At 60.1% G+C, this 26,472-nt stretch carries 19 protein-coding genes; 11 read left to right on the top strand and 8 right to left on the bottom strand.

Translation table 11 applies throughout. From position 1 onward, the window contains the following. Positions 1–2: 2 nt before the first annotated feature. Entirely contained in the window at positions 3–2,498 is a 2,496-nt protein-coding gene (locus tag R0J92_RS16515) for an ATP-binding protein (RefSeq protein WP_411052432.1), read from the bottom strand. 12 nt (positions 2,499–2,510) lie between these two features. Beyond that, complete coding sequence (locus tag R0J92_RS16520; RefSeq protein ID WP_106164663.1) at positions 2,511–3,236, bottom strand: response regulator transcription factor; 726 nt, start codon at positions 3,234–3,236, stop codon at positions 2,511–2,513. A 247-nt stretch (positions 3,237–3,483) separates the two neighbouring features. Between R0J92_RS16520 and phnD the strand changes: the two genes are divergently transcribed. From phnD to phnE (R0J92_RS16540), 4 genes are all read left to right on the top strand, one after another. After that, entirely contained in the window at positions 3,484–4,467 is a 984-nt protein-coding gene (gene phnD, locus R0J92_RS16525; protein ID WP_317384068.1) for a phosphate/phosphite/phosphonate ABC transporter substrate-binding protein, read from the top strand. 120 nt (positions 4,468–4,587) lie between these two features. Then, a complete protein-coding gene (gene phnC / locus R0J92_RS16530) occupies positions 4,588–5,361 on the top strand; it encodes a phosphonate ABC transporter ATP-binding protein (protein WP_106164661.1) in 774 nt (257 codons plus the stop codon). Beyond that, on the top strand, positions 5,358–6,152 hold the full coding sequence (gene phnE, locus R0J92_RS16535; RefSeq protein WP_106164660.1) for a phosphonate ABC transporter, permease protein PhnE: 795 nt from the start codon (positions 5,358–5,360) through the stop codon (positions 6,150–6,152). The genes phnC and phnE (R0J92_RS16535) overlap by 4 nt, the downstream gene beginning before the upstream one ends. Further along, the gene (gene phnE / locus R0J92_RS16540; protein ID WP_106164659.1) at positions 6,149–6,961 is read left to right on the top strand and encodes a phosphonate ABC transporter, permease protein PhnE; all 813 of its coding nucleotides are present in this window, start codon (positions 6,149–6,151) and stop codon (positions 6,959–6,961) included. Before phnE (R0J92_RS16535) ends, phnE (R0J92_RS16540) begins: the two co-directional genes overlap by 4 nt. Positions 6,962–7,066: 105 nt before the next feature. Here the strand turns inward: phnE (R0J92_RS16540) and R0J92_RS16545 are convergent, their stop codons facing one another. After that, positions 7,067–7,720: a hypothetical protein gene (locus tag R0J92_RS16545; RefSeq protein ID WP_411052433.1), complete on the bottom strand. Its 654-nt coding sequence runs from the start codon at positions 7,718–7,720 to the stop codon at positions 7,067–7,069. A 232-nt stretch (positions 7,721–7,952) separates the two neighbouring features. Here R0J92_RS16545 and R0J92_RS16550 point away from each other — a divergent pair, with 232 nt between their 5' ends. The 3 genes from R0J92_RS16550 to R0J92_RS16560 all read left to right on the top strand — a co-directional run bounded on the left by R0J92_RS16550 (position 7,953) and on the right by R0J92_RS16560 (position 11,786). After that, on the top strand, positions 7,953–9,140 hold the full coding sequence (locus R0J92_RS16550) for a pyridoxal phosphate-dependent aminotransferase (RefSeq protein ID WP_411052434.1): 1,188 nt from the start codon (positions 7,953–7,955) through the stop codon (positions 9,138–9,140). A gap of 172 nt (positions 9,141–9,312) precedes the next feature. Beyond that, entirely contained in the window at positions 9,313–10,263 is a 951-nt protein-coding gene (locus R0J92_RS16555) for an asparaginase (protein WP_411052435.1), read from the top strand. A 101-nt stretch (positions 10,264–10,364) separates the two neighbouring features. Beyond that, on the top strand, positions 10,365–11,786 hold the full coding sequence (locus R0J92_RS16560; protein ID WP_106164656.1) for an alanine/glycine:cation symporter family protein: 1,422 nt from the start codon (positions 10,365–10,367) through the stop codon (positions 11,784–11,786). Between the two features lie 50 nt (positions 11,787–11,836). Here R0J92_RS16560 and R0J92_RS16565 read toward each other — a convergent pair whose 3' ends face one another. Both R0J92_RS16565 and R0J92_RS16570 read right to left on the bottom strand, forming a co-directional pair. Then, positions 11,837–12,754 carry a MurR/RpiR family transcriptional regulator gene (locus R0J92_RS16565; protein ID WP_317384064.1) on the bottom strand — a complete coding sequence of 306 codons (918 nt, stop codon included), beginning with the start codon at positions 12,752–12,754 and terminating at the stop codon, positions 11,837–11,839. Between the two features lie 66 nt (positions 12,755–12,820). Next, the gene (locus R0J92_RS16570) at positions 12,821–16,879 is read right to left on the bottom strand and encodes a PEP/pyruvate-binding domain-containing protein (RefSeq protein WP_411052436.1); all 4,059 of its coding nucleotides are present in this window, start codon (positions 16,877–16,879) and stop codon (positions 12,821–12,823) included. Between the two features lie 245 nt (positions 16,880–17,124). Between R0J92_RS16570 and R0J92_RS16575 the strand changes: the two genes are divergently transcribed. After that, on the top strand, positions 17,125–17,946 hold the full coding sequence (locus tag R0J92_RS16575; RefSeq protein WP_411052439.1) for a PhnD/SsuA/transferrin family substrate-binding protein: 822 nt from the start codon (positions 17,125–17,127) through the stop codon (positions 17,944–17,946). Next, positions 17,943–20,261 carry a response regulator gene (locus R0J92_RS16580; protein WP_317384062.1) on the top strand — a complete coding sequence of 773 codons (2,319 nt, stop codon included), beginning with the start codon at positions 17,943–17,945 and terminating at the stop codon, positions 20,259–20,261. Before R0J92_RS16575 ends, R0J92_RS16580 begins: the two co-directional genes overlap by 4 nt. Positions 20,262–20,276: 15 nt before the next feature. On the opposite strand, the gene R0J92_RS16585 is transcribed toward R0J92_RS16580, so the two are convergent. The 3 genes from R0J92_RS16585 to R0J92_RS16595 are packed head-to-tail and all read right to left on the bottom strand — an operon-like array spanning position 20,277 to position 22,311. Beyond that, positions 20,277–21,083: a metal ABC transporter permease gene (locus R0J92_RS16585; protein WP_106164653.1), complete on the bottom strand. Its 807-nt coding sequence runs from the start codon at positions 21,081–21,083 to the stop codon at positions 20,277–20,279. 5 nt (positions 21,084–21,088) lie between these two features. Continuing rightward, entirely contained in the window at positions 21,089–21,835 is a 747-nt protein-coding gene (locus tag R0J92_RS16590) for a metal ABC transporter ATP-binding protein (RefSeq protein WP_106164734.1), read from the bottom strand. Positions 21,836–21,840: 5 nt separating this feature from the next. Next, entirely contained in the window at positions 21,841–22,311 is a 471-nt protein-coding gene (locus R0J92_RS16595; protein WP_106164652.1) for a transcriptional repressor, read from the bottom strand. Between the two features lie 103 nt (positions 22,312–22,414). Here R0J92_RS16595 and R0J92_RS16600 point away from each other — a divergent pair, with 103 nt between their 5' ends. Then, a complete protein-coding gene (locus R0J92_RS16600; protein ID WP_411052437.1) occupies positions 22,415–23,488 on the top strand; it encodes a zinc ABC transporter substrate-binding protein in 1,074 nt (357 codons plus the stop codon). Between the two features lie 707 nt (positions 23,489–24,195). Further along, positions 24,196–26,472, top strand: a 2,277-nt coding sequence (locus R0J92_RS16605) for a beta strand repeat-containing protein (protein ID WP_411052438.1), incomplete at its 3' end; no start/stop codon positions are given.

Raw genomic sequence — 26,472 nt, forward strand, 5'->3', positions numbered from 1 at the left:
GCTTAGGCGCCGTGACGCAACAGATCGCGCAGGGCCGAGTCCGTCACGGGTTTTTCCAATCGTCCGGGCCCGGTTGCCGTGCGCAGGGCGGCAGGCATCCCGGCGATGCTGCGTGTTGACATGACGATCAACCGACAGGTCGGGTGCTGCGTGCGGGCAAGATGCAAGAGATCCCAGCCTGAGGCGCCATGGTCGAGGTTGAGGTCGCTCAACACCAGATCAACGGCGTTCAGACGGGTGATTGCAGCTGCCCCCTCGGCATAGCTTTCTGCCCGCAGTACGGTAAACCCCAGACCTTCCAGGACCTGTGCCGCCGATGTGAGATAGGTCGGATCATCGTCCACCACCACCGCCGTGCCGCTGACCAAGGTGCTGGCAGAGAGGTCCACGGGCTGCTCCAGGGGCGGAAAGCTGAGGTGGACCTCGGTGCCTTCATCTACGGTGGAGGACAAGGACAGCCGCCCACCGGACTGATGGACGAAACCATCCACCATCGACAGGCCGAGACCAGTGCCGCTGCCATCGCTGCGATGGGTGAAAAACGGTTCGGTGGCATGTTGCAGCACCTCGGGCGACATGCCGCAGCCATCGTCGCGGATGCGCAAGCATGCGCCGCCATCGGGATTTTCCGTCACGGTCACATGGATCTGCCCGGCGCCATCAATGGCCTGACCCGCGTTGACGCACAGGTTGAGGATCGCGCTTTCCAACTGGCCGGGGTCGACCCGCGCCAGCACCGGTTCTGCCGCCAGATCGAACTCCAGCTCGACGGTTTCGGGCAGCGCGATTTCGAGCAGATCTGCCATGCCCTCCACCAATAGACCGACATCTGTCACCTGTGGCTCCAGATGTTGTTTGCGGGCAAATGCCAACAGGCGTTCGGTCAGCGATACGCCCAGATCCAGCGCTGCACCAATACGATCGCGGATGCGCACTGCGTCCTCGTTCGAGGCCGCGGACATCAGATGCATGTTGCCGGAGATGCTCGACAGGATATTGCCGAAATCATGGGCAACCTCACCGGTGACTTTCCCGAGCGTTTCCACCCGGCGGATCTCTTCCAGCCGTTCGTCAATACGCTTGCGCTCGGTGGTTTCCGACAGAAGCCAAACCGCGCCGCCATCGGGCAGGGGGGAATGGCGCAGCTCCAGCACATGGCCGGAGGCATCGACGTATTCTTCAAAGCCACCCCGCTCGCCCGCGCTGGCCTGACGGGTAAAGGCGGAGCGCGCAATGAGGTCCTGCATGTCGGCTGGCGCGTTGGGCTGGTCCTCTGTTGGCAGCCGTAGAAGGCTGCGCAGATTGTCGTTTTCCGCCTCGATCTGCCCACTGGCGGCGGAAATTGCGACACCGTCCTTGATGTTGCGAAAGACACGGGAAAACAGCGCGTTCTGACGCCGGATTTCTCCGGTGCGGCGGTCCAGTTTGCGGGCGTTGTCGCGAAACACCTGAAACGCGGCATAGAGCTGGCCGATCTCATCATCCGACACGCGGGCACGGGGCAGGTCGCTGCGGTGGTCCCCTGCCGCCAGCGTGCGCATCGCATCGGCGATGCGGCGCAGGTTACGTGCGACATAGCGCGACACATAAAGCGCTGAGGTCACGGCAACCAGAAGGCTGACCAATGTCAGCGCGAGAAAGGAGTTCTTTGCGATGCCGAGGTTGTTTGACGTCTCGGTTCGGGCCTGTGACAGGCGCGCCTCGGCCTGGGCGACTTTTTCCTCGGCATAGGTGGTGATGCGGCCTGCCTGCTGGCGAATGCGAAACAGGGCGTTCTCTGCATCAAGCTGGGCTGCGATCGTTCGATGCTTAAGCGCAAACAGCCCCTCGCTGCGGCGAACGGCGGCCTGAATCTCCGCAAAAGTTGTCTGGTGAACCGGCATCAAGGCGGGCTCGATCCGGTCTCGGGTGGTTGTGTAGCGGCGGGTGAATTCCCCCAGTTCGATCAGCGCGTTTGCACGACCCGCACCGATGGCACTGGCGGTCAGCTGTTGAAGTTCGGCCCAGACCTCGCGTTCCGGCAGCGGCAGGGAAGTATCGCCGGATAGGCGCCGTACGCGCTGGTTCAATCGCAACATGTCGCGGTCTATGGCGGTGAGGGCGGCGATGCGTGCGGTTTGCGGCACCAGCGCTGAGGTCAAATCGTCAATTGCCAGCCGCAGCCGCGCCAGCGGCAGGTCGAGTGCGGGGTCATTGGCCGCCTGTTCCTCGATGCTGCGGAGGTTCTGCAAGACGCTCTGTGCCTCTTGCTCCAGCTGGAAGGGCGGAAACAGCGCGTAGAGAAAGGGCGCAGAGGTTGCGAGATCGGCGGAGCGTCGCGAGAGTTCCAGCGCGTCGGAGACCTCGGTCAGCGTGTCCTGATGCAGGACGTTCATCCACAGTTCGGTCCGGTTCAGCACGCGCATCCCGATGAGGCTGACCAGAAGGATCAAGCCAAACAGCACGGCGATGGCGGCGGACAGGCGAAAGCGAATGCTGAGACGAGAGAGGATGGACATCGGATGCTGGGCTCAGTTTGGCGACAGGTGGAACACATAGCCCTGTGACCTGCGCGTGAGCAGATGTACCGGCTTTGATGGCACGGCTTCGATCTTGCGACGCAAACGCAGGATCAGCACGTCGATGGTGCGATCCACATAGCGCTGCATGTCGGACCCCAGCTCCTCCAGCAACTCCGGGCGGGGAATGGTGCGTTCCGGGTTGCGTGCAAAATACTCCAGCAGACGGTATTCCGCATTGGTCAGCGGTATTTCATCGCCCGACTGATCCAGCAACCGGCGCGATTGCAGGTCGATGCGCAGGCTGCCAAAGGCGATTTCCTGACCCGGGGCAGGGGCGGGCACCCGCTGGCTTCCCAAACCATAGCGCCGCAGCACCGCACGGATGCGGGCGACCAGCTCACGCGGGTTGAACGGTTTGATCAGATAATCATCCGCGCCGGTTTCCAGCCCGATGATCTTGTCGATCTCATCACCAACGCCCGTCAGCATGACGATCGGAATCTCGTAGCGCTCCCGGATGTGGATCGCCAGAGTCAGACCGGATTCACCCTGAAGCCGCAGGTCGATCAAAGCCAGATCCACCGGGGGCGGGTCGCCAAGTGCAAGAAAGGCCGCGATATCCGGACAGCAGACCGGAGCGAAACCGCTGTCGCGCATCAGGGCGGACAGGGTCTCGCGCACGTTCGGATCATCGTCCACGATCGCGATGAGCGGCTCTGACTTGCCTGACTGCATTCCTGCCTCCTCCTCCTGCTCTGACCGGGGGTGCGCGCCTGCTGTTGTGGCACAGATGTCAAAAAACGCTAGCAGCTCAAAAGGCCTGCAACGGCATTTGAAACATTGTTAACATGAAAGCCGGGTTCCGGCTGTTTCATTAACATAACCTGTCTCGCTTCGGATGGCAGGAGGTCACTATCCTTTCTTCACCAGCGCCGTGACGGGTGGGAGACCGTTCCACCACTGGCGTTAAAGGGAGGAAAACATGGTAAAATTCTGGACCCGTGCCACGACGGCACTGGGCGTTCTGTCGATGAGCGCCGTGGCTGCAACAGCGGCAGAAGATTGCGCTGAGCGTGGCGCGTTGGATGTGCTCTACTGCGATGCAAACGGCGACCTGGTGGCCGATACGCCCACCGACCCGGCAGAACTGAGCAACCCCGACACGCTGGTGTTTGCCTATACGCCGGTCGAAGATCCCGCAGTCTATGCCGACATCTGGGAGCCCTTCATCACCCATCTGGAAGAGGCGACAGGCAAGGACGTGCAGTTCTTTGCTGTGCAGTCGAACTCTGCCGAGGTTGAGGCGATGCGCTCCGGTCGTTTGCATGTGGCAGGCTTCTCCACCGGGCCGACACCGTTTGCGGTGAACCTTGCCGGTGCGGTGCCCTTTGCGATCATGGGCGCGGCAGATGGCCAGTTCGGCTACAAGCTGCAGGTCTTCACGCAGGCCGACAGCGACATCAAGGAAGTGAAGGATCTGGCGGGCCGTCGTGTTGCGCATACCTCGCCGACCTCGAACTCCGGCAACCAGGCGCCGCGCGCGCTGTTCCCGGATCTGGGCGTAGAGCCGGACAAGGACTACGAGGTGGTCTATTCCGGGTCGCATGACCAGTCGATGCTGGGTGTGGTCGCGGGCGACTATGACGCGGCGCCGGTGGCGTCCGAAGTGGTCGACCGTATGGCAGAGCGCGGTCTTTATGACACCGCTGACGTGCGCAAGATCTGGGAGAGCGATCCGTTCCCGACCACCTCCTTCACGCTGGCACATGATCTTGATCCGGCGCTGGCTGACAAGATCAAGGACGCCTTCTTCTCCTTCGACTTTGCCGGCACCAAGCTGGGCGATGAGTTCGACGGCGTCAGCAAGTTCATTCCGATCACCTACAAGGATCAATGGGCGGTCATCCGTCAGATCCAGAAGTCCAACGGCGTGGAATACACACCGCAGGGCCTGGCCGGAAACTGATCCACACATCCCGTCCCGGTCGGCGCAGCAGCCGACCGGGGCTTTTCGCGGCTTCCCGCGTGTGTTCGCCTGTCGGACCGCGTGGCAGAGGCGGGGCCGCGCATTGTCCGAGAGGCCGCTATGCTTAAAATCTCCAAATTGACCAAACGCTACGGATCCGGTGATCCGGTGTTGAAAGAGCTGGACCTGACCGTCGAGGGCGATCAGCTGACGTCCGTCATCGGGTCATCCGGTGCGGGCAAGAGTACGCTGTTGCGCTGTATCAACCGCCTGGTCGAACCCACCTCCGGCTCCGTTGATCTGAACGGCACCGAGTTCACCACATTGAACCGTCGCGAGCTGCGCGCCGCCCGCCGTCGTATCGGCATGGTGTTTCAGAGCTTCAACCTGATCGACCGTCTGACGGTGATGGAGAATGTGCAGTCCGGGCGGCTTGGCTACATCTCGACCTGGGCGGCACTGACGCGGCGCTATCCCCGTGATGACATCCGCCACGCCTACGAGCTGATGGAGCGGGTTGGCATCGCACATTATGCCAACAAACGCGCCGATGAACTGTCGGGCGGTGAGCGTCAGCGGGTCGGCGTGGTGCGCGCCTTGATGCAGCGCCCCGAAATCCTGCTGGCGGATGAGCCGACCGCGTCGCTTGACCCGAAAACCTCGGAACAGATCATGTCGCTGCTGCGCGATCTGGCAAGCGAACTGAAACTGCCGGTCATCATCAACATCCACAACGTGACCGAGGCCAAGGAATACAGCGACCGTATCGTAGGCATGCGCTACGGGCGGATCATCTTTGACGATCTGCCGGCACAGCTGGGCAAGGCGGAGATGGACGAGATCTACGCCGGGGTTCCGGCAGAGGATCGCGCGCAGGTCGGGGCGGCGGCATGAGCGAGGTCAGAGATACCTGGCGCAAACCGCCGTTCATCGCCAGCCCGCTGTTGCGGTATGGGCTTTATGCTGCCGTGGCGATCTACTTCGTCTTCACGTTGGTCACGCTGCCGATCGACTGGGACCGGGTGGCCGACGGCATGACCCGGGCGCAGCGCATTTTCAGCGGTGCCTTCCCGCCGAGTTTTGAACGCTCCGGCCTACTGATTGACGGCTTTCTGGAGAGCCTGAAGATCGCCATTCTGGCAACCGTTGGCGGCATTGCCCTGTCGGTGCCACTGGCGTTCATGGCTGCAAGCAACATCTCGATAAAGCCGATCTACTTTCTCGGTCGTGGCATCATCATCGTTGCCCGCAGCTTTCACCCGGTGATCGTGGCGATCATCTTTGTGAAGGCCGTTGGCTTTGGCCCGTTTGCCGGGGCGTTGACCCTGGTGGTCTATTCCATCGGATTTGTCGCGAAGCTTCTGGCCGAGCGCATTGAAGAGATCGATTTTGGTCAGGTCGAGGCGATGCGTGCCGCGGGGGCCGGTTTCATCCCGACGCTGGCCTACGCGGTGATGCCGCAGATCATGCCTCGTCTGGTCGGTCTTGGGATTTATCAGCTGGACAGCAACTTGCGCGCCTCTGCCGTGGTCGGAATTGTCGGCGCGGGCGGGATTGGTGCGACATTGGCGAATGCCTTTGGTCGCTATGACTATGACTTTGCACTCGCCATCACCATGGTCATCGTGGGCGTGATCCTCGTGTCCGAGGCAGTGAGCGGATTTGTCAGGAAGCGGATCGCATGATGAGCACTCAGCCTTTGCAAAACACTCTTGACCACTGGTCTCGCTTCACCTTGCGTCAGCGCCTGATGCGCTATGGCGGGTTGGCCCTGACCCTGTTGGTTGTCAGCTGGGCGCTCAGCAGCATCGACGTGATCTGGGCCTGGGTCTGGGATGCGCCGTCGCAGATGGGCGACCTGTTTGGCCGCATGATGCCGCCGGATCCCTCGAACCTGCCGTCGATCCTCGAGGCGATCTGGCAGACCGTCAATATTGCCACGCTGGCGACGATGATCGCCGTGGTGGTGTCCTTGCCGGTGGCCTATATCGCCGCGCAGAACACCACGCCAAACAAGGCAGCACTGTGGGTGGGACGTTTCATCCTGGTGTCATCCCGGTCCGTGAACACCATCATCTGGGCGCTATTGTTCGTGGCGATTTTTGGCCCCGGCATCGTGGCGGGGATCGTGGCGATCATGTTCCGGTCGATCGGGTTTCTGGGCAAACTGCTGGGCGAGGCGATCGAAGAGATTGATCGCAAGCCGGTAGAGGCGCTGGAGGCCTGCGGCGCGTCGCGCTTCAAGGTGGTGCTCTATGGGATCGTGCCACAGGTGATGCCCGCGTTCTTTGCCGTGGCGATCCTGCGCTGGGATATCAACCTGCGGGAATCCACCGTTCTCGGCCTTGTTGGTGCGGGCGGTATCGGGATGATCCTGCAGGGGGCGATCGACACCTTCAACTGGCCCGAAGTGTCGATGGTTCTGCTGACCATTCTGGCGTTGGTTGTTTTTGGCGAGGTGGTGTCGTCGTATCTGCGCAAGAAGATCCTCTGACGGGCGCAGGCCTGTAGTTATGAAAGAGGGCTCCGATCATGTCGGGGCCCTTTGTCATTTTGCGACGCTTCGGGTCTGCCATCTGAGAGGCAAAGTGGCCGGGTTTCACGGCGCGCCCGTCTGAGAGCCAAGCTCGGATGTCTTAGGCACCACGAGGCTTTCGGCGAGGCTGTGCACCAGATCACGGGCGTAGGCCTCCGCCTCTGGTCGCGATTTTTTACCGCGCAATAGCTTTGCAAAGCGGCCGCCTTTTTCCAACGAAAGATCGCTCAGGATCAGAAGCGCCATCTCTTGCAGGCGATGCAGGACCTGCGCGCTTTCATCATCCGTCAGGCCCTGAACCAACGAGGCCGGGAGCTGCGTTTCAGCCAGCATGGATTTCAAGAGAGGACCGTGTTTGGACTGCTCCGCGTGATTGAGGGCGGTTTCCACAACGCCGGCCATTTCGGCGCAAAAGATCACGCGCTCGACCTGCGCGGCTTTCTCGCTATAGCCGATTTGGCGCAGGACGTGAATTTCGCCTTTGGCTGGATTTTCGGTAAGCAGCAACCCGTCGAGCTGCAGTTCAACGGCGATGGGATCGCCGTAGGTCCGCCGAAGATCGCACCCTTCGCAGAACAGCACCAATTGCCGCATATCCGCCGCTGACAGATCGCACGACATCCGGCTGATGCCCGTTGTGCCATCCGCCTTATGCGTCAGTGAAAACCGCCCGCTGCCATCATCGCGCGTGGTCAGAACAAGGATCTTTGAAGTCATGCGCAGCAGTTACGTCGAAGCTGCAAGCGGTGCAAGCCGGGGTGCGCGAGCAGGTCGAAGGCATCGGCGCGGAGTTGCCAGCAATTGAGTCTTTTCACTGTGCGCGCTCTTGGTCGCCGGGCAGTGAGCGCAAGGCGTCTGGCCGCTTTCCTTTTGTCGCACAGTTGTATAATAAGGTTTCATGCAGCGGTGCTCCGGTCTGCGAAATCTGGATTACGAAAAGGTTGTTCACATGAGGACCACATCCATCACCCAACGTCTGGCGGGCCTTGGTGGCGCCAAATGGGATCTGCATCTAGCGGCCCGCGAACGGCTGGAGCGCGGCGAACAGATCATCGAGATGACGATCGGAGAACCGGATGTGCCCTTGCCGGGCGTGATGGCCGAGGCCGCAACCCGCGCGCTGGAGGCCGGGCGTACGCAGTATTCCGACGGTCGCGGTGAAAGCGGTTTGCGTCGCGCCTTGGCCGAACACTACACCGCGAGACGCGGGCGTGCGTTCGATGGTGATCACGTCCTGTGTTTTCCGGGCACTCAAACGGCGCTCTACGCGGTGATGCAAGGAGTAGCCGAAGCGGGTGACGAGGTGCTCGTCGGTGATCCGCTTTACGCAACCTACGAGGGGGTCATCCGCGCCACTGGTGCGACGATGGTGCCCGTACCGCTGCGGCCCGAGCATGGATTTCGCATTCAGGCGGAGGATATTGCCGCGCGGATTACCGACAAGACCCGCGCGATCCTGCTCAACACGCCGCATAATCCCACCGGTGCCATCCTGCAGCCACAGGATGTGAAGGCGATTGCGGAACTGGCGCTGAAGCATGACATCTGGATCATTTCGGATGAGGTCTATGAAGATCTGGTCTTTGAGGGTCACGCGTTCTTGTCGCCTCTGTCGCTGCCAGAGATAGCGGACCGCAGCATTGCGGTGTCGTCGATCTCGAAATCTCATGCGGCACCGGGTATGCGCAGCGGTTGGGCAATTGGGCCGAAAGCCTTCATGGAGGCGCTGCTGCCGGTGTCGGAGACCATGCTCTTCGGCAACCAACCGTTCATCGCGGATATGACGGAACAGGCCGTGCGGCAGGGCTCGCCCGTGGCACAGGGGATGCGCGCGCGCTTTGCCAGACGGGCGCACTACCTTGCAGACAGGCTCGAAGCGGAGACTGCCCTGCGTGTTCACCGCCCGGAGGCGGGCATGTTCGCGCTTGTGGATGTCAGCCCGCTTGGCATGGATTGCGATACCTTTGCCTGGGCTCTGTTGGAACAGGGCGGCGTTGCGGTCATGCCCGGTTCATCCTTCGGCGACTGTATGCGCGACTGGGTGCGTCTGGCCCTGACCATTGATGACGCAGAAATGACGCAAGCGGTTGATCGTATTTCGGAGTTCGCCCGCACACGTTCCGCTGCGGCAGAGTAACGCCCGGCCTGCGATCTGGCAGACACACAGCAACCTGTAATGATTGCGGCAACGGAGCAGGGGGCTTATAGCCTCCTGATCCGTGCGGACATGTCTCGCGCGGGGCATGTGCTGTGTCGTCTCCTGCAGAAAATGCAGGTCTGACGGTGTCGCCGGAGCGGGAGAGGCTTGAATGACAATTTGCGTGATCCACACAGGTGGAACGATCGGAATGGTCGCCACGGCGACTGGATTTGCACCGCAAGACGGTGTGGTCGAGGCGGAGCTGGATCGGTTGCGGGCTGTCGGTGACATTCGCTCCGATTTTCGCGTGGTGACCGCATCGCCGCTGATCGACAGTGCCAACGCCGCGCCTGCGGATTGGAACTGGATCATGTCGCAAATCGCTGGAAACCATGCGGATTGCGACGGATTTGTCGTGACCCATGGCACGGATACGCTGGCCTTTACTGCGGCGGCGCTGTGTTTTGGCCTGCATGGGCTGCGCAAGCCCGTGATCCTGACCGGGGCGATGTTGCCCCTCAGCGAGACCGGCAGCGATGGCGGGGCAAATCTACGGGATGCTTTTGCCGCCGCAGAGACCACGCCAGCCGGGGTTTGGGTGCAGTTTGCCGGCAAGTTGCTGCATGGGGCACGGGTGCGAAAGTCGCATTCGGTGGCGTTTGATGCGTTCAACGCCTCCTACACGGACGCCGCGCCACAGCGCGCGGGGGCAGAGATCTCCGTTCAAAGCTATGGCGATGCGACGGCTCTGATCGCGGCTGTCGCACCCGGTATGAATGCAGAGCTAGTGGATCTTGCGGCAGATCACGCGGACGGTATCGTGTTGCGATGCTACGGGTCTGGAACGGTTCCCGAAGGACGCGGCCTGCGCGAGGCGCTGCGCAGGGCACAAGACAATGGGATCGCCGTGATTGCGGTCAGCCAATGCGCAGAAGGCGGCATATCGCTCGGCACCTACTCCGCAGGGTCATTGCTGGTGGAAACAGGCGCGGTCGATGGGCGCGACATGACGGTCGAGGCCGCCTACGCCAAGCTCCTCCATGTTCTGGCCGTGAGCGACGACCCGGCAGAGCGTCGGACACTTCTGGAAACCCGAATTTGCGGAGAGTGGGCGCTCTGACACAGGCGATTCAATGTCTGCCGTAGCAATTGGGCCGTTGCATCCCTAAGATCACGCACGTATTCGACCTGCGGTTTTCAATGTGAGTGGAGAGAGACGCCATGCAAGCGCTTCAAGAGGTCTTCGGTGTGATCGGAGATCTGACCTGGGGATGGTCCCTGGTCCCAATTTTGGTGATATTCGGATCATTTATCACGATCGCCACCGGCTTTGTGCAGTTTCAGTTTTTTGGAAGAATGTTCCGCGTTCTGGGCCGTGGTCGCACCGAGTCCGGTAAAATCTCGGCCCGCGAGGCGCTTCTGGTGTCGGTCGGCGGGCGTGTTGGCGGCGGCAATATCGCCGGTGTTGCGGTTGCGATCACTCTGGGTGGGCCGGGTGCCGTGTTCTGGATGTGGGCCATTGCGCTTATCGGCATGGCCACCAGCCTCGTCGAATGCTCTCTCGCACAGCTGTTCAAGCGCGCGGACCCTCTGACGGGTCAGTATCGCGGTGGACCGGCACGGGCCATCTTGCACGGTCTGGGTGAAAACTATCGTTGGCTGGCAGTACTTTACGCAATCTCTCTGATCGCGGCCTTCGCGCTTGGCTTTAATGCGTTCCAGGGCAACACGGTTGCCGGTGCAGCCGAAGCCTCTCTCGGGATTGATCGTATGTGGTCCGGTGTTTTCCTGGCGATCGTGACCGGCTTCATTGTTTTTGGCGGCATTCGGCGCATTGCCAAGGCCTCTGAGGTTGTGGTCCCTGTCATGGCGGTGGGCTACATCCTGATGGCGCTGATCGTGATTTTGACCAACTTGAGTGAAGTGCCCAGCGTCCTGACGACCATCGTGTCCAACGCGTTCGGCTTCGAAGAGGCCGTCAGCGGTGGCATGGGTGCCGCGATCGCACAGGGTTTGCGGCGTGGGCTGTTCTCGAATGAGGCGGGTTTGGGGTCTGCACCCAACGTGGCGGCGACCGCAGAAGTCAATCACCCCATCAGCCAGGGCATCACTCAGGCGTTCTCGGTGTTCATCGACACCATCCTGATCTGTAGCTGTACAGCGTTTGTGATCCTGCTCAGCGATGTCTATGTGCCCGGGGCGACGGGGATTGACGGGATTGAGCTCACCCAGACGGCTATGGTGTCTCACCTGGGCGAATGGACGCAGTATTTCATGACGTTGGCGATCCTGCTGTTCGCCTTCTCGTCGGTGATCTACAACTATTATCTGGGTGAAAACGCCATCACGGTCCTGACGAAGGCGCCGGTTGCAACGATTGTGCTAAAACTCGTGGTGGTTGCGATCGTATTTGTCGGCGCGGTGGCACCAAATGCCACATCAGTGTTCTTCTTCTCTGATCCGATGATGGGTGTTCTGGCGCTGGTCAACCTGCTTGCGCTGATGATGCTGTTCCCGATCGCGCTTCGCGTCCTGCAGGATTTCCGCAAGCAGCTGAAAGCCGGGGTGGAGCGTCCGATCCTGCATATCGAGGATTTTGCCGACCTCGACCTTGATCCCAAGGCGTGGCCGAAGCGTCGCTGATCTCTTGAAGGTATGACATGCGATAGGCCGCCCCTCAGTGGGCGGCCTATTTACGTTCGGCTGGAGGTGCGTGGCAGCTGCCGACCGCTCCAGTAGGCGCCACTGTCCTGACGCATCGCTTCATAGCGTTCGATCCGGGCTTGGGCGGCGGTGCCACCCGCGTCGATGAGATGCGACAGCAGGCACTCCAACGTCACCATGGCGCCGGACAGGCAGCCAAAACTGTGCGGTGACTGCGTAGAGAACAGCACTTGATGATCGGCGTGTACGCCAGGCGCGATCGTGTCGCTGTCGGACAGCAGGACGATGGTTGCCCCGGCGTCCCGCGCCATCCGCAGGGCGCGTATCGTGCTGGTCGAGTAGGGTGCGAAGGTGATGACGAACAGGCAATCCTCTGGTCCGATGTCCAACAGGTCGTCGGCCGCATCGCCCATGTGTCTGGGCACGAGCTCCAGTGATGGCAGTGCCATGCGCCCGACATAGTGAAAGTAATACGCCAGCGCATGGCTGGAACGGCTTGCCGTGACATAGCAGTGCCGGGCGGATGTCATGGCGGCGATGATGGCTTCCACGCGCTCTGCCGTCATGAGCCGGAGTGAGCGCGCCGTGATATTGAGCGCGTTGCGTGCGGCTTTTGCCTGCAGCACTCCGGTTTGTGACCCTGCTGCCAATTGATCGAGCCAATCCGCACCAAGGTCGGCCTCCCGTGCGGTTACAAGCGCGGCGCGGAAGGGGGCGCGAAAACTCTCAAAGCCGGAATAGCCGAAGGCTTCTGCAAGGCGCGTCAACGTGTTGGGGCTGACGCCCGCCTTGGCGGCGGTGACACGGATCGGGTCAAGACCGAAGTCCCCCGGCGCGTCGATGACGTATTTGGCAGCCGTCTTCAGCTTTGCCGGCAGCGTTTCGATGCGGGATTTGAGGGTGTCGAGCAAGCGGTTGGCCTGCCGTGGATCAATGGGCGCTGTCATGGGGCAACCAGACCATATGTTCTGAAAATGGGAAAGCCAAAACATATGGTCTGCCTGAAGCTGCGGTCAGGCGCTCCGTTCGCGCGCCTGATCTTCCTTGGTCGAGATGACGCCCGCATCCGTGACCGTGATCGTCTGTCCCTGTGACAGCCCGTCCACGCCCTGCGCGCCCACTAGCATGAGAATGTTTTTCTCTCGCGCCACGATGGCCATGTGACTGAGCCAGCCTCCGACGACGCTCACCACCGCACCGGCTTGTTGAACCTGTGGCAGCCACGCGGGGTTGAGCATGTGACAGACCAGGATGTCACCGGGTGTAAACCCTTCAAACGCGGCGTCGCCATAGGCGGTCTCGTCGGTGACTCGGAACACCTGTCCGGTCACGGTGCCTGACCCCGCCACACAGGTCCCGCCCAATGCGCCGTCCTCGAGGATTTGTGGTGCTCCGGCGCTCAGCTGTTCGCAATCCAGCAGGCTTAGCTGAACGGCCGTCGGCGCCTGATCGTGACACAGCTTGTCGTGGGTCTTACGGGCTTGGGCGGTGTCGTGCAGCGCCTCAGGGCTGTCCCAGTCCCCCTGCAGCACTTCATCAAGGGTGAGGTGGAAGACCAATGCCCCCAGCTTGCTCTTTGCGCCCAGTGCGAGCAATGCGCGCCGCAGTTCAGCGAGCACCCGAAGCGATTCATGCTTGGCCCGTTCCTTCAGATCCTGAAAGGCAATGGCCATCTCAATGGTCTGCTTGAGCTCTGTTGGCACATTGTCGGGCAGCTGCTCTGGCGTGAGGGGCGCCGCAGACGCGTCGAGTAGTGAGAACAGCAACCCCGGTGCCTCAAGATAGCGGGGGGTGGACAATTCGTAGTCGAACATCGCGCGATGCCCCATCAGGTCCAAGGCGCGGGCTTGCGCCTCGTCTTCGGTGCCGGTGCATTGGGCCAGCAGGCTGGCCGGTGAATAGGTCAGATCTGCCTGCATCAGGTGGCTGCGCAACGCCGGGTCGCCCTGGGCCGCTGCGGTGGCTTCCTGCATGGCGAAGGCCGCCAGCAGGTTGATCTTTTCCGCCTCGACGTAGATGTCGGTGACGAAATAGGTCTGCAGCTCTGTAATCGCGGCGAGCAATTTTGGCTGCGAGAGCGCATCGAAGCGGATGGCCTGCCAATTTTCGACCCGGTCGCGCAAGGCCGGCAGGACCTGTCGCTCAAACCCGTCCAGGGTGGGGCGAAGCTGCTTGCGCAGGCGAGTTGCACGATTTCCGCCCAGATCCATCACCAGTTTTTTCTTCAGCCGCGTGTCGACATAGGTCTTGCCAAAGAGCCGCACGAGATGCGCGTTTTCGCCTTCTGGAAGCTGGTACGGTAGCCCAAGCGCGCGGGACGCAAGGTCAAGGCTGCCGCCGGGAGCCCAGAGCCGCCCCATCAGCGAGAACGACAAGGGAGTGGGACGCGGCAATACCTCGCTCATCTCATCCTGTTCCAGGATTATGGCCTCCGGATCTGTAGTCGGTTGAGTGGCAAACAGATGCCGCCATTCTTCTGCGCCGGCTTGATCTGACGGGCTGCCGACGGAAACGGTTGTGATGTCGCGCGATTGCAGAATGTAGAATTCGCCATCGGCCCAGGCCCATTCGACGTCCTGTGGCTGTTCAAAGAGCGCCTCGATGGATTGGCCCATCTTGAGCAGCGCCTGCACATCAAATGACGGCTCCTGAACCTCCGGTGCAGCATATCCGCTGATGCGGCCAAACCGGGCCGTTCCGGGTGTCTTGCGCCCCGACACCAGATCTTCACCACATCCTTCAACCCACTCCAACAGCATCATGCCGGGGGCCTGCGGGTCCTGTGTGAACAGGACACCGGCATATGTGGCGTTGATCATTTCCTGCACCAGAATATTGGCATGACCCGCAGTTGTGGCCTGATAGCTGCCCGCGCGCTCGGAGGTGAAGGACGCAAGCACCGTGTCGATCGCATCGCGCAGTGTGTCCTGCCTGACATCCAGAACGGAGTCGAACACCCCGGCAAAACTCTGATCCGCGCCGTCCTCATTGCTCGCCGAAGAGCGAACGGCACAGGGCGATGGTTCGATGTACGTCCAGACGCGGCGTGCCAACCCGTCGCGTTCACGCGCATTGGCGTTCTGAAAACGGGTTAGGAACGTGGTTGTCAGCACAGCGGCCTTGGGGACCGGAAACCCGGCTTGCGCCAGTTGCGAAAGGCGGTAGGCCTTGTTCCCGGCGGTGCTGAGCTTTGGCGTGTTGGACAGTTTGACAACACCAGCGGGCAGGCGGGACAGTGCTCCTAACGTGTTTTTACTGCGCGCCCATGTGCCTGACACATAAAGATACTGCGCCAAGAGGCCGAGCAGGCTGATGCAGAGATACAGGTTGCCAGCCGCCGACAGCCCCATGGTCAGGACAAACAGCGCCGGAACACCAAGGCCCACCCACAGGATGCCGCTGCGGCGGGATTTTGCGATCGCAAGCAGCAGGTAGATACCAGCCAGAAGACAGGTCAGCACTGGTGCGATCCATGTCGGGTCTGGCGCACCAAGGTCGCTGATCCAGAGGAAGCCTTCTTTGATGCCACCGGATGCATGTTCCGCCGCTTGCAGCCCCAGCATCATCACCGGCAGGAACAGCAGGGCCGCCATATTGCGCATAGGCGTCAGGCCGAGGTCTGCATAAAACGCCCGAATGGCGCGTGCCTTGCGCATGGGGTCATGGGCAAGCCTCGATTTGAGGTCTTCTAGCGCGGGCTTATGGGCGCGAAGCGTGATTTGATCCCGTTCGGATTTGAGCGCGATGGGAAGGACCAGAACCCGCGAAACCAGTGCCAGCACAAAAAGGCTCACAAGGATATGCGCCCTGTTATGCCCCCACAGAAGCGCATCGCTAAGGGCCTGAACCGCCCGATCCCAGAGGCCGGTTTGCTGTTCGGACAGCCAGTTTTCCACATGGGGTTTGGGGGCAGGGGCGACGAAATACTCCCACGGCACGGTATAGCGACCTTCAAAGGGGATCCCGGCCTGGGTGAGCTCTAGCCCCAGAACCTGGCTCATGAAGCAGCTGCGTCGATCATAGCATGCCGCAACCGTCGGCACGTCGCGCAATTGGGCAATGCGGTGTTCCAGATCCTCGGTTGTCAGCGCGCGGAGGGGGATATTGATCGCCCCCGGCAAGTGACCCGTTTCGAAGTCACCGGGATAGCGCGTGTCCACGATCTGAAGCGCATCAGCGTTGATGAGCGATGTGAAGTCAGCCGTGCTGAGCAGCCGCGATTTGTTCGGGTATTCCGGAATTGCACGCAGATCCGACAGGCTTTGGACACGACTGTCGGAGAAGGGGCGCCCCTCGACGATCCACTTTTCGATGCCACCGGAAATGAAGCGGCAATCTATGCCCAGCTTGGCGAGTTCAGCGCATGTCTCTGAGCTTCGGTTGCCATTGTGGCAAAACAAAACCACCTGATCTCCGGGCGTGACTGGTGGCGATTGGCGGAAATCTGGAAAGCGCACATGCGTTGCCCCGGGCAGGGTGCCCATGGCATTTTCCGCCGTTTCGCGGATGTCGTAGAATTTTACGCGCCCTTGGCCCAGAAGCCTGGCCGCATCTGTTGTGGTGATACCCTGCGGATGGGTTTCCTGCGCGGTGTAGCTGGTTTCTTTGAGGGTTGCGTCCTTGATCTCCGTGCCATCAAATTGCGCGGGGCGGACAAGTGTCGCCTGCAAGCGCTGCAGCTCGTCGGATTTGTGCTGTTGCCATTGCCAGTGATTGGCAAATCCAAGCCCGGCGGCCACCAGGACGAGCGCCGTGATCGTTTTGGCGGGATATCTGCGGTTGCCGTTTCGCGATTTCAAACCAAGTCGAGAGGCGATGATCGCCCCGAAACCCGAGACTGTGGCCACAACCACGGCAAGAATTTGCGACAGCGAAGAGACGGACCCCAAGACAAGCTCGGGGGAGGGGATCGCGTGGGCGGCACGGGCGCTGATGATATAAATCACCGTGATTACAGATAAACAAAAACAAATTTTAAGCGACCGGGCGATACAAGGTTGCGAGTTTGGTGTAGTCACGAGTAATCCTTCTGAACGGAACGGGAACCCTCTAGCGGTTTTGAGATGCGTCATAGAAACGTCGCATTCCTTTCCAGATGGTTAATTTTTGCGCGCTGAGGGCAATTAACGGTTAATTTTCAATAAGTTTTCGGCGTAACTTTGTCATAGAGTTGGTGGGAAGCGGGCGTATTGAGCTTGAGATGAGATTCAATGCGCTGAAAAAGGAGAATTGCATGCCTTCCGTAGACACAATCGGCAGACCGTTCCCGACCGGTGCGTCTGCCCGTTGCGGTTTGGTAAAGCTGCTGCTGGTCATCATGGTTGCCTTGGTGACCGGGATCGTGACCACTGTGCCTGCTCGCGCGGGAATTGAGCTGGTGTTCGGAACCTATGCGGCGGACAAACCCTCTGCGACGGTGCGGAAATACCGCCCCTTCCTGACGTTTCTGGAAACGCGGATGGAGGCTTTGCTCGACGAAGAGGTGACGATCAATCTTCGGATATCGAAGGACTACGAGGCCAGCATTGATGATCTGGCGAGCGGCCGCGTGGACTTTGCCCGGTTCGGGCCCGCCTCTTATGTCCACGCGATGGATCGTAACTCTGGCATCTCGATCATCGCAATGGAGTCAAAGAAGGGCGAAAAACGCTTCAAGGGTGTCATCGCGGTCCACAAGGATAGCGCAATCGAGAACGTCGAAGATTTGGTTGGACTGTCTTTTGCGTTCGGGGATGAGCTGTCGACGATTGGTCGATACCTGTCTCAGTCCTATCTGCTGGACGCGGGTATTTCGGCCAATGATCTGCACGGCTACGCCTATTTGGGCCGTCATGACTTGGTCGGCGAAGCTGTGGGTGCCGGGAAGTTCAGTGCCGGTGCTCTTAAGGAAAGCACTTTCAAGGAGCTGGTGGCCAAGGGTGTCCCCATTCGCGCGCTCGCGTCTTTTGATAATGTGACCAAGCCTTGGCTCGCGCGGTCTGACCTGGACCCGCGGGTGTTTGAGGCAATGCAGCGTGTCATGCTTTCGGCGGACAACGAGGAAATTGTAAAGCGTGTGGCGAAGAACGGATTTTTGGCGGGCTTCGATGCGGACTACGATTTTGTGCGGCGCGCCATGAAGCGGAGTCGTGACTTTTGAAGGCAGCCCTTCGAAAACTTCTGCAACGGACCGGAATTCTGTCCCAGATCGTCGTGTCCATGGCTCTCGCCGCGCTGCTTGTTGTGGTGGCGGTGGGCGGGGTGGCCCGTCGCTATGAGGTGCAGCGCGTCAGCGAGCAATTGGGCGATCAAGCCAATCTGACCGTGTCTTTGCTGAGTGGTTTGATGCTCGAAGCGATCATCGTCGAGGATGTGCCGGTGTTGGAAACCGGGCTGGTCGAAGCGATCACGCGCTACCCCAAGATCATGTCGATCCGGATCGAGAATGGCGAAGGGGAGACCATTGCAGAGGCCTCGAATGGCGTCGTGGACCGCGCAGAAGACTACGTGATGTATCGGCGCCCGGTGGAGTTCGAGGGCTTCGTATTTGGCACCATGATTGTTCAGTGGTCGACCGAAGAGGGGCAGGAAATCGTGTTGGACAAGGTGCGCCAGACGATTACCTGGACCGTTCTGGCGGTTGTCACGATGTCCATGCTGATGCTCTATTTGGTGTACCGGCTTGCGCTTAATCCTTTGCATGTGGTGCATGCGCGGATGTCGAATGCGGTTGCAGGGGCGAAGACGGGGCATGTGCTATTGCCGTGGTACGCAAGCCGGGAGTTTCAGGCGTTGAATGTCTCTGTCGCGGTCTTGGAAGACAGTTTTGCCGAACGCGATGAACGGGAAGAGGCGCTTGAAGTGGCGCGTGAAGAGGCCGAGATTGCCAGCCGGGCCAAGTCAGAATTCCTTGCTAATATGAGCCATGAGATCCGGACCCCGATGAATGGCGTGATCGGCATGGCCGAGGTCCTGCGAGAGACGGATCTGACGCCGGATCAGGAGATGTATACCGATACGATCGTGAAGTCGGGCAACGCGCTTCTGACGATCATCAATGATATCCTCAATTTTTCTAAAATTGAGGCGGGCAAGCTGGAACTGAACACAGCCACCTTCAACTTGCGAACGGTGATTGAAGACGTCGTGACGTTGCTTGCGCCGAAAGCTGCGGAAAAATGGGTTCAACTTACCCTGCGGTTTGATCCCGATCTTGCTGAGTTCTATGAAGGAGATGCAGGGCGCATTCGTCAGATCATCACAAATGTGGTTGGCAATGCTGTAAAGTTCACATCCCAAGGAACCGTGCATATAGATGTGACGGGCACGATGCGGGAGCAGGACATGGACCTGCGTATTTCTGTCGTGGACACCGGAATTGGCATTCCTGCGGAAAAGCTTGACCGGATTTTTCATGCCTTTGAGCAAGCTGACGGTGCCGCCACGCGGAATTTCGAGGGTACGGGTCTCGGCCTTGCGATTTCCACGCGCCTGCTACAACTCATGCAGGGGCGTATCCATGTCACGTCGAGCGAGGGCCGGGGCTCGGTGTTCGCCATCGATATTCGCCTGCCAACCAGCGACGACGCGCCGGTTGCATTCCTATCGGAACAGCCGGTGTCCGGACTGCAGGCCCTTGTTGTTGATGACCTTGAATTGAACCGCAGAATTCTGGGGGAACGGCTCCGGTCCTGGGGGATGCGGGTGACCGAAGCGGCCTCTGCTATGGAGACGATGCTACGTCTCGACGACATGCGCGATGCGGCGGAGGCCTGCGATCTTATCTTCCTCGATTTCAATATGCCCGACAGCGATGGGTATGAGCTTGCCCTGCGCATTCGGGACCTGCCTCACTTCAGTCAGGTGCCGATTATCGTCATTTCCTCGGTCGACCCGGCATTGTCGCAAGCCATGTTGGCGGATATCGGGTCATGCTGGCAGGTGCTGAAACCTGTACGCGCGGATCAGTTGCGGACCGTTGTAAGCGGAGCGCTCGGTGCGGAGGAGGCCGACAGCACCCACGCGCCGCGCAAGGATGATGCTGTTGCCTTCCGGCGGAGGCTGAAGCTTCTGATGGCTGAGGACAACCGTATCAATCAAGTGGTTGTCAGTCGGATGCTGAGAGCTGAGAATGTTGAAATCATCATCGCTGTGAATGGCCAAGAAGCGGTAGACCTATATCGTGAAACCGGGCCCGATCTTGTTCTTATGGACATGATGATGCCGGTAAAGGATGGCCTTGAGGCGACCCTGGAAATCCGGCGCCACGAAGCTGATAATCAGTTGAAAAGAGTACCGATTGTTGCCTTGACGGCAAATGCACTGCAGAGCCATGAGACGGCTTGCCTGGAGGTTGGTATGGATGACTTCCTGAGCAAACCCATCCGTAAGCATGCGTTGCTGGAGGCGTTGCATAAATGGGCGGACGAGGATCTGGTCGCGACTGATACGTCGCCCAAACAGAAGAACGCCTGAGGCCTCCTACGCCTGTCAGCTACGCCACACCTTGGCGAGGAGCGCGAGGAGGCTTGCACCAATGAAAAAACCCGTGCCCGTGCTGACGATGGTCGGACCGGTTGGGGTGTCCATGTTGAACGAAAGATACATACCTGCGATCACTGACGCGCATCCGATCAGCGTGGCGAGGAAAGCCATGCGCTCTGGGGTTGTCGAAAAGGCGCGCGCGGTTGCCGCTGGTATAAGCAACATCGCCGCAATCAACAGCACGCCCACAACTTTGATGGCGACGGCAACGACGATGGCAAGGGCAAGAGTCAGTACCAGCTGTTCCCGCTGCGGTGAAATGCCTGACGCGCGTGCAAGTTCGGGGTTCAGTGTTGCAGTCAGCAGCGATGACCAACGCCACCACAGCAAAACCAGCACCAAAACGGCGCCCGACCACACAACGGCAAGATCCCCCCGCGACACGGCGAGGATGTCTCCAAACAGATAGCCCATCAGGTCCACGCGGACGCCCTGCAAGAAAGACACGGCCACCAGGCCAAAGGCCAGCGCGCTGTGGGCGAGAACACCCAGCAACGTATCCATGGCATAGCCGCGTCCGCTGAGAACTGAGATCGTTCCGGCCATCAGGAGGGCCGTGACCAGAACGCCTCCGAAGATCGAGACATCAAAGCTCAGGGCGAGGGCGACGCCGAGAATGGAGGCATGCGCGGTCGCGTCGCCGAAATAGGCCATGCGCCGCCAGACGACGAAGCAGCCCAGAGGCGCGGCCGCAAGTGCAACACCAATGCCGGCCAGCGCGGCACGCACCATGAAGTCATCCAGAATAGTCATGAATATCAGTGCCTGTGTTCCGGTTCAGCATGATCATGCGCGCAATCATGGCTATGGTCATGCTCGTGTCGATAAAGTGCCAAAGTGCCATGGGTTCCGGTCCCGAACAGCGCTTGGTATTCGGGCGCGCTGGCGACCTGTGCGGGCTCCCCTTCACAGCAGATATGCCCATTCAGACAGATCACCCGATCCGAGGCCGCCATGACCACATGCAATTCGTGGCTGACCATCAATATCGCGCACCCGAGTTCTGTGCGTACGGTTTCGATCTTTTGGTAGAAGGCAGCGGAGCCGGGTTGGTCCAACCCCTGCGTTGCCTCGTCCAGGATGAGCAGGTCTGGTTTGGATAGCAATGCGCGCGCGAGCAGAACGCGTTGCATCTGACCTCCCGAAAGCCCGGTCATCTGGCGATTGATCAGCCCCGGAACGCCGGCGTCTGTGAGGGCGGCCTTTGCGGCGCTATCGCTGATCCGCACGGGCAGGTTGAGAAAGCGTTTTACCGTCAACGGCAAGGTGGGGTCGATATGCAACTTTTGCGGCACGTAGCCAATTCGAAGGCCCTCGGCCCGCTCTAGGGTGCCGTCGCTCAGGGGAAGGGCGCCAATGATGGCGCGCAGCAAGGTCGATTTGCCCGATCCATTGGGCCCCAGAATGGTGACGATCTCACCCTTGTCGATGTGAAAGGCGATATTGTCGAGCGCTGGTGTGCCGCTATGTCGGATTGTCGCGTTCTTCAGAGTGACCAGTCGCATATCGCTCAGCCTTGGCATTTGGGACATAGCCCTTCCGCTTCGACCACGGTGCGTTCGATCAGGAACCCGGCGGCCCGCGCTGCATCGCCCAACTGCCCCTGCATCGGTTCGCGGTGTGCTTCGGCGACGCTGTCGCATTCCCGACAGATCATGAAAACCGGGGTATGGGTTTCGCCGGGATGCATACATGCAATGAACGCATTGAGGCGCTCGATCTTGTGGACGAACCCATGTTTCACCAGAAAATCCAATGCGCGATAGGCGACTGGGGGCTGTGAGCCAAGGCCTTCGCGTCGAAGATAATCGAGGATTTCATATGCGCCGAGTGCGCGATGTTGCTGCAGCAAAATCTCCAGAACCCGGCGGCGGACCGGCGTGAACTGCAGGCGGTTGGCCTTGCAGAAGGTCTCAACCGTTTCCAACCCTCCCGAAATGCAGCGGGTATGGTCGTGAGAGGCAAAGCCAATACTGTCCATGAGAGCTCCTCGGGGTTGGCGTGATTTTGGATTGATATGTTACAACATGACGTTTATCAAGCCAAATGAACGTTATGATATAACAACCCATTCTGGAGCTCACATGTTCACTCGATCCCTCTTGCCCGCCGTCCTGCTGGGCGTTTCTGCATTGCCAACCTTTGCCGACGCGCCGCGTGTTGTGACTGACATCGCTCCGGTGCAGGGGCTGGTGGCGCGTGTCATGGCGGGTGTTGGAGAACCCGACGTTTTGGTGCCGCCGGGTGCCTCGCCGCATGGGTACAGTCTGCGCCCGTCGGATGCGCGCGCGTTGTCTTCGTCTGATGCAGTGTTCTGGATTGGTGATGAGCTGGAGCCCTGGCTTGCTGATTCCCTCAGCGAATTGGCGGCAGAGGCAACGATCGTTTCGTTGCTCGACGCACCGGGCACAACCCGGCTGGACTTTCGCGAGGGCGTCGTGTTCGCTCAAAGCGACCACGACCACGACCACGACCACGACCACGGACATGATCATGAGGGTGATCACGACCACGATCACGAGGATGGCCATGACCACGATCACGCCGACGCGCATCACGACGAAGATGAACATGCTCACGAGGATCATGGCCACGACCACGATGATCACGATCACGGCCATGATCATAGTGGGCACAGTCACGAAGGCCTGGACCCGCATGCCTGGCTTTCGCCCCAGAATGGCAAGCAGTGGCTTGCGTTGATCGCCGAAGAGCTGGCAAAGATCGATCCGGCCAATGCCGAGATCTATCAGAGCAATGCGCTTGCGGGTCAGGCCGAAATTGATGAGTTGGTCCAGAGCCTGGGTGCGGAGCTGGAGCAAACAGATGGGCAGTTCGTGGTATTTCACGACGCATATCAGTATTTTGAAACCAGCTTTGGACTGAAGTCTCTGGGCGCGATTTCTCTTGGTGATGCTTCGGACCCCAGTGTTGCGCGTGTCGCAGAAATCCGCGATGCAATTCTTGCGGCGGACGTCTCCTGCGTTTTCTCCGAGCCTCAATTCAACCCAGGTTTGGTGCGCACTGTTACCGAAGGCGCAGAGGTCGCGTCTGTGGTCATCGACCCGCTTGGAACAAAGATTGAAGCGGGGGCGTCCTTTTACACAGACCTTCTGGCGGACACCGGCGCACGCTTTGTGGAGTGTCTGTCGAACTGAGAGATTTAACGTTATTCACGACCTCGCCTTGTTGCAGCGGCCTCGTGGCCGCTGCAACAAGCACTAAGGCCGATCAGAATGGCTCGGTGCGCCGGTGGTCTGCCCGCCATCGGGGCACCTGTCTCGCTCTTCATGGATGCCTCATAGGCCCGCGAACAGATCGGCACCATGGCACAGCCTTTTTTCTCATCATCCATGTTTGCTTCGGGATCGCGATAGGATGCCCGAAAGGCACGTAAGATCAGGCGGCAGACAAAATCACGTCATTTGGAAGCTGGGTGAGCTTGAAGGCGATCACAGCGTCCGCCGGATCATGCGTGTCGGGTGACGAGGTGTAAGATCGGCCAAGCCAGTGTGAAAGTCTGGAACCCTACCGCCAGAACCCACGTGGTAGAGCGGCCTGACTTCTTGATGTCGATCCTGCGACGGCTAGAGGGCGGCGCTCGGTGCTATCGCAGCGTTCAGCATTTGTTAAAGTAAGCTTGCCTCTCCAACGTCACGCCTCTAGGTTGCACTCGAAATTTAGACTGCTAGCGGTATTGGTGCTTATGCATCTTTAATTCGGAATGTGTTTCTGATTTTGCCGCGTGTTGATGCCGCCCTTAGGACTGACCGAAATTTCGGTGTTTCTTTTATTCTGATTTTTGCCGGAGACTGTTTTGATTTATCGCGAGCTTGTATTTTTCTTGCGTGAGCCGGCGCGTCGCATGCCGAGCATTGGCCTTTCGTTGCGAAGCACCGCGCTGGCACTGATCTTTGCGTCTTTGCCGCACTCCGGCACTGCGGATACGTTCTCATGGCAGGGTGGTGCTGTCGGAAGTTCTGATTGGAGCAGCCAAAACTGGCTTGATATCAACGACTTGGACGTGTCGTTGCCTGTGGGGAATACGGCGCCCGGCGATACGCCTTATGATCTGATCTTCGATGACGCGCTGTCGCCTGGGCAGTTTGCGTCCTCGCTTGAGGGCGACACTTATGTTGTTAACTCTCTCAGCATCAACAGTGAGAGTAACGCTTTCGTGTTCTCCACGCCAAACGGCGGGGCGACACTTCGTTTCGAGAGTACTGACCCCGGTCTCCCTGCGGAGTTGACTCTGACCGGGTCTGTCGCGAGCGATTTTGACGGTGAGAATGATGATGGCGATCTTACCTTCGATCTTGCCTCCACTCTTCGTGTCACCAATGAGATAGACGGATCTGAAATCACTGCGGATCTGACTGGCACCGGCGACCTGGAAATTGATGCAGGCGCAGGAAACACGCTGACGCTCTCTGGGACCGACAGTCGCAGCGCGGACACAAGCGTCCTGAGCGGCACGTTGGAGGTGACGGGCGGGGATGCGCTGTCCGATACCGGGCAGTTGGCGGTCGAGACGGGCGCCGGTGTTCTGGTCAGTGCAAGCGAGACCGTGGGGGGGCTCGCCTTGGCTGACGCGTCAACCCTTCTCACCATCGCGGATGGGCAAACCCTGACCGTTGCCCAGGGAACGACGGTTGCGGCGCTTGGTCTGCAGACCGTAAGCGGCGCCATCGAAGGTGCAAATGGCACCCTGGCGATCAATGGTGCCGATGTCGCGCTTTTGGGCAATGTCGGTGTGGGCGCGCTGCGGGTTGTCTCGGGGGCTCTCTTGGTGGAGGGCGATTTTGGTGGGGCCATCGACATCGGCGAAACCGGCGGCATTGGCAGTGTCACCGCGACATTTGCCGCAACCAGCGACCCGACTTTTGGCGCGACGATTCGCGACAACGGCACGCTGCACCTTGACGAGGATGTCTCTCTCGACACCCTGAGCGGGACCGGCGCCGTTGTGTTGGATGGTGACACCACACTGACGCTGCTTGCGGGGGCGACCACGCCACTTGCCGGTTTTGACGGAACCATCAACGGGCCGGCAGGCACTCTGGCCGTTGCCGGGGGCGACCAGCTGCTGAATGGGGATGTAACCCTCTCAAATCTGGCGCTAAATGCCGGAGCGCTTACCCTCGCGTCGGACAATTCTACGGTTTCCGAAACGGTTTCCCTTGCGGCCAACAGCACATTGTCCCTGACCGGGCAGGGCCTGTCTGCGGGTCAATTGAGCGGTGCCGGAACTGTCGCGCTGGACGCGTCTGATGCAAGTCTGACGCTGACCGGGACAACAACCTCCTTCACTGGGGATATTTCAGGTGATGGCGCGCTGGTGATCGCAGACGGCAGCCTGACTGGTGCCAATCAGCTGAGCTATACCGGCGCCACGCACCTGACCGGGACCGGGGTGCTTGACCTGCAAGCGGGGGCAAGCCTGGCCAGTACGGAGATTGCAATTGGTGGCAATGCCAGCCTGTCGACTGCGGGCGGGGCGTTGACGGATGCGACGGCGCTTGATGTGGACGGGACCTTCACCCTTGCGGGCGACGAGACGATTGCGACGCTCGCGGGCGGCGGAACAGTTGCGCTTGCGGACCATACGCTGGCTGTCGGCTCTGGCGTGGCGGGTGAGGGCTTTGCCTATTCCGGCGCGCTGACCGGCAACGCGGTGTCGGTGCTGCGCACGGAAACCTCTGGCGACGCCTTGATCCTGAGCGGCGACCTCAGCGGCTTTGGCGGTAGGTTGGAGATCGCCCATGGCACGCTTGGGCTGACGCAAACGACCACGCTGTCGTCTGGCGGCATTGCCTTTGTGGCGGATGCAGGCGTGGCGAATGCGGCACCTGTGCTGAGCCTCGCGGATGTTGCGGTGCTGAGTAATGACCTCTCGGTTGCGACGGGGGTGAGTGCGCAGATCAGCAGCGACGGCACGACACAGCTGACCGGTGATCTGGCGCTGGACGGCGATTTGTCGCTCGCGGCAAGCTCCGGTGTTCTGACGCTGGCGTCGGGGAATGTGACAAGCGGCGCGGGCGCGACCCTGTCGATTGACGCGGGCACGGTGGCGCTGGATCTGCAATCTGGCGCGACCCTGGGCGATGCGGCGGTGACGATTGCAAATGCGGCCAGCCTGTCG

The sequence above is a fragment of the Tritonibacter sp. SIMBA_163 genome, assembly GCF_046535935.1.
Lineage (GTDB): Bacteria > Pseudomonadota > Alphaproteobacteria > Rhodobacterales > Rhodobacteraceae > Epibacterium > Epibacterium scottomollicae.

What these genes read in the sequence shown, in the direction of transcription:
- R0J92_RS16515 (WP_411052432.1), bottom strand. Translation starts at nt 2,498, where the DNA reads ATGTCCATCCTCTCTCGTCTCAGCATTCGCTTTCGCCTGTCCGCCGCC.
- R0J92_RS16520 (WP_106164663.1), bottom strand. Translation starts at nt 3,236, where the DNA reads ATGCAGTCAGGCAAGTCAGAGCCGCTCATCGCGATCGTGGACGATGAT.
- phnD (WP_317384068.1), top strand. Translation starts at nt 3,484, where the DNA reads ATGGTAAAATTCTGGACCCGTGCCACGACGGCACTGGGCGTTCTGTCG.
- phnC (WP_106164661.1), top strand. Translation starts at nt 4,588, where the DNA reads ATGCTTAAAATCTCCAAATTGACCAAACGCTACGGATCCGGTGATCCG.
- phnE (WP_106164660.1), top strand. Translation starts at nt 5,358, where the DNA reads ATGAGCGAGGTCAGAGATACCTGGCGCAAACCGCCGTTCATCGCCAGC.
- phnE (WP_106164659.1), top strand. Translation starts at nt 6,149, where the DNA reads ATGATGAGCACTCAGCCTTTGCAAAACACTCTTGACCACTGGTCTCGC.
- R0J92_RS16545 (WP_411052433.1), bottom strand. Translation starts at nt 7,720, where the DNA reads ATGACTTCAAAGATCCTTGTTCTGACCACGCGCGATGATGGCAGCGGG.
- R0J92_RS16550 (WP_411052434.1), top strand. Translation starts at nt 7,953, where the DNA reads ATGAGGACCACATCCATCACCCAACGTCTGGCGGGCCTTGGTGGCGCC.
- R0J92_RS16555 (WP_411052435.1), top strand. Translation starts at nt 9,313, where the DNA reads ATGACAATTTGCGTGATCCACACAGGTGGAACGATCGGAATGGTCGCC.
- R0J92_RS16560 (WP_106164656.1), top strand. Translation starts at nt 10,365, where the DNA reads ATGCAAGCGCTTCAAGAGGTCTTCGGTGTGATCGGAGATCTGACCTGG.
- R0J92_RS16565 (WP_317384064.1), bottom strand. Translation starts at nt 12,754, where the DNA reads ATGACAGCGCCCATTGATCCACGGCAGGCCAACCGCTTGCTCGACACC.
- R0J92_RS16570 (WP_411052436.1), bottom strand. Translation starts at nt 16,879, where the DNA reads ATGACGCATCTCAAAACCGCTAGAGGGTTCCCGTTCCGTTCAGAAGGA.
- R0J92_RS16575 (WP_411052439.1), top strand. Translation starts at nt 17,125, where the DNA reads ATGGTTGCCTTGGTGACCGGGATCGTGACCACTGTGCCTGCTCGCGCG.
- R0J92_RS16585 (WP_106164653.1), bottom strand. Translation starts at nt 21,083, where the DNA reads ATGACTATTCTGGATGACTTCATGGTGCGTGCCGCGCTGGCCGGCATT.
- R0J92_RS16590 (WP_106164734.1), bottom strand. Translation starts at nt 21,835, where the DNA reads ATGCGACTGGTCACTCTGAAGAACGCGACAATCCGACATAGCGGCACA.
- R0J92_RS16595 (WP_106164652.1), bottom strand. Translation starts at nt 22,311, where the DNA reads ATGGACAGTATTGGCTTTGCCTCTCACGACCATACCCGCTGCATTTCG.
- R0J92_RS16600 (WP_411052437.1), top strand. Translation starts at nt 22,415, where the DNA reads ATGTTCACTCGATCCCTCTTGCCCGCCGTCCTGCTGGGCGTTTCTGCA.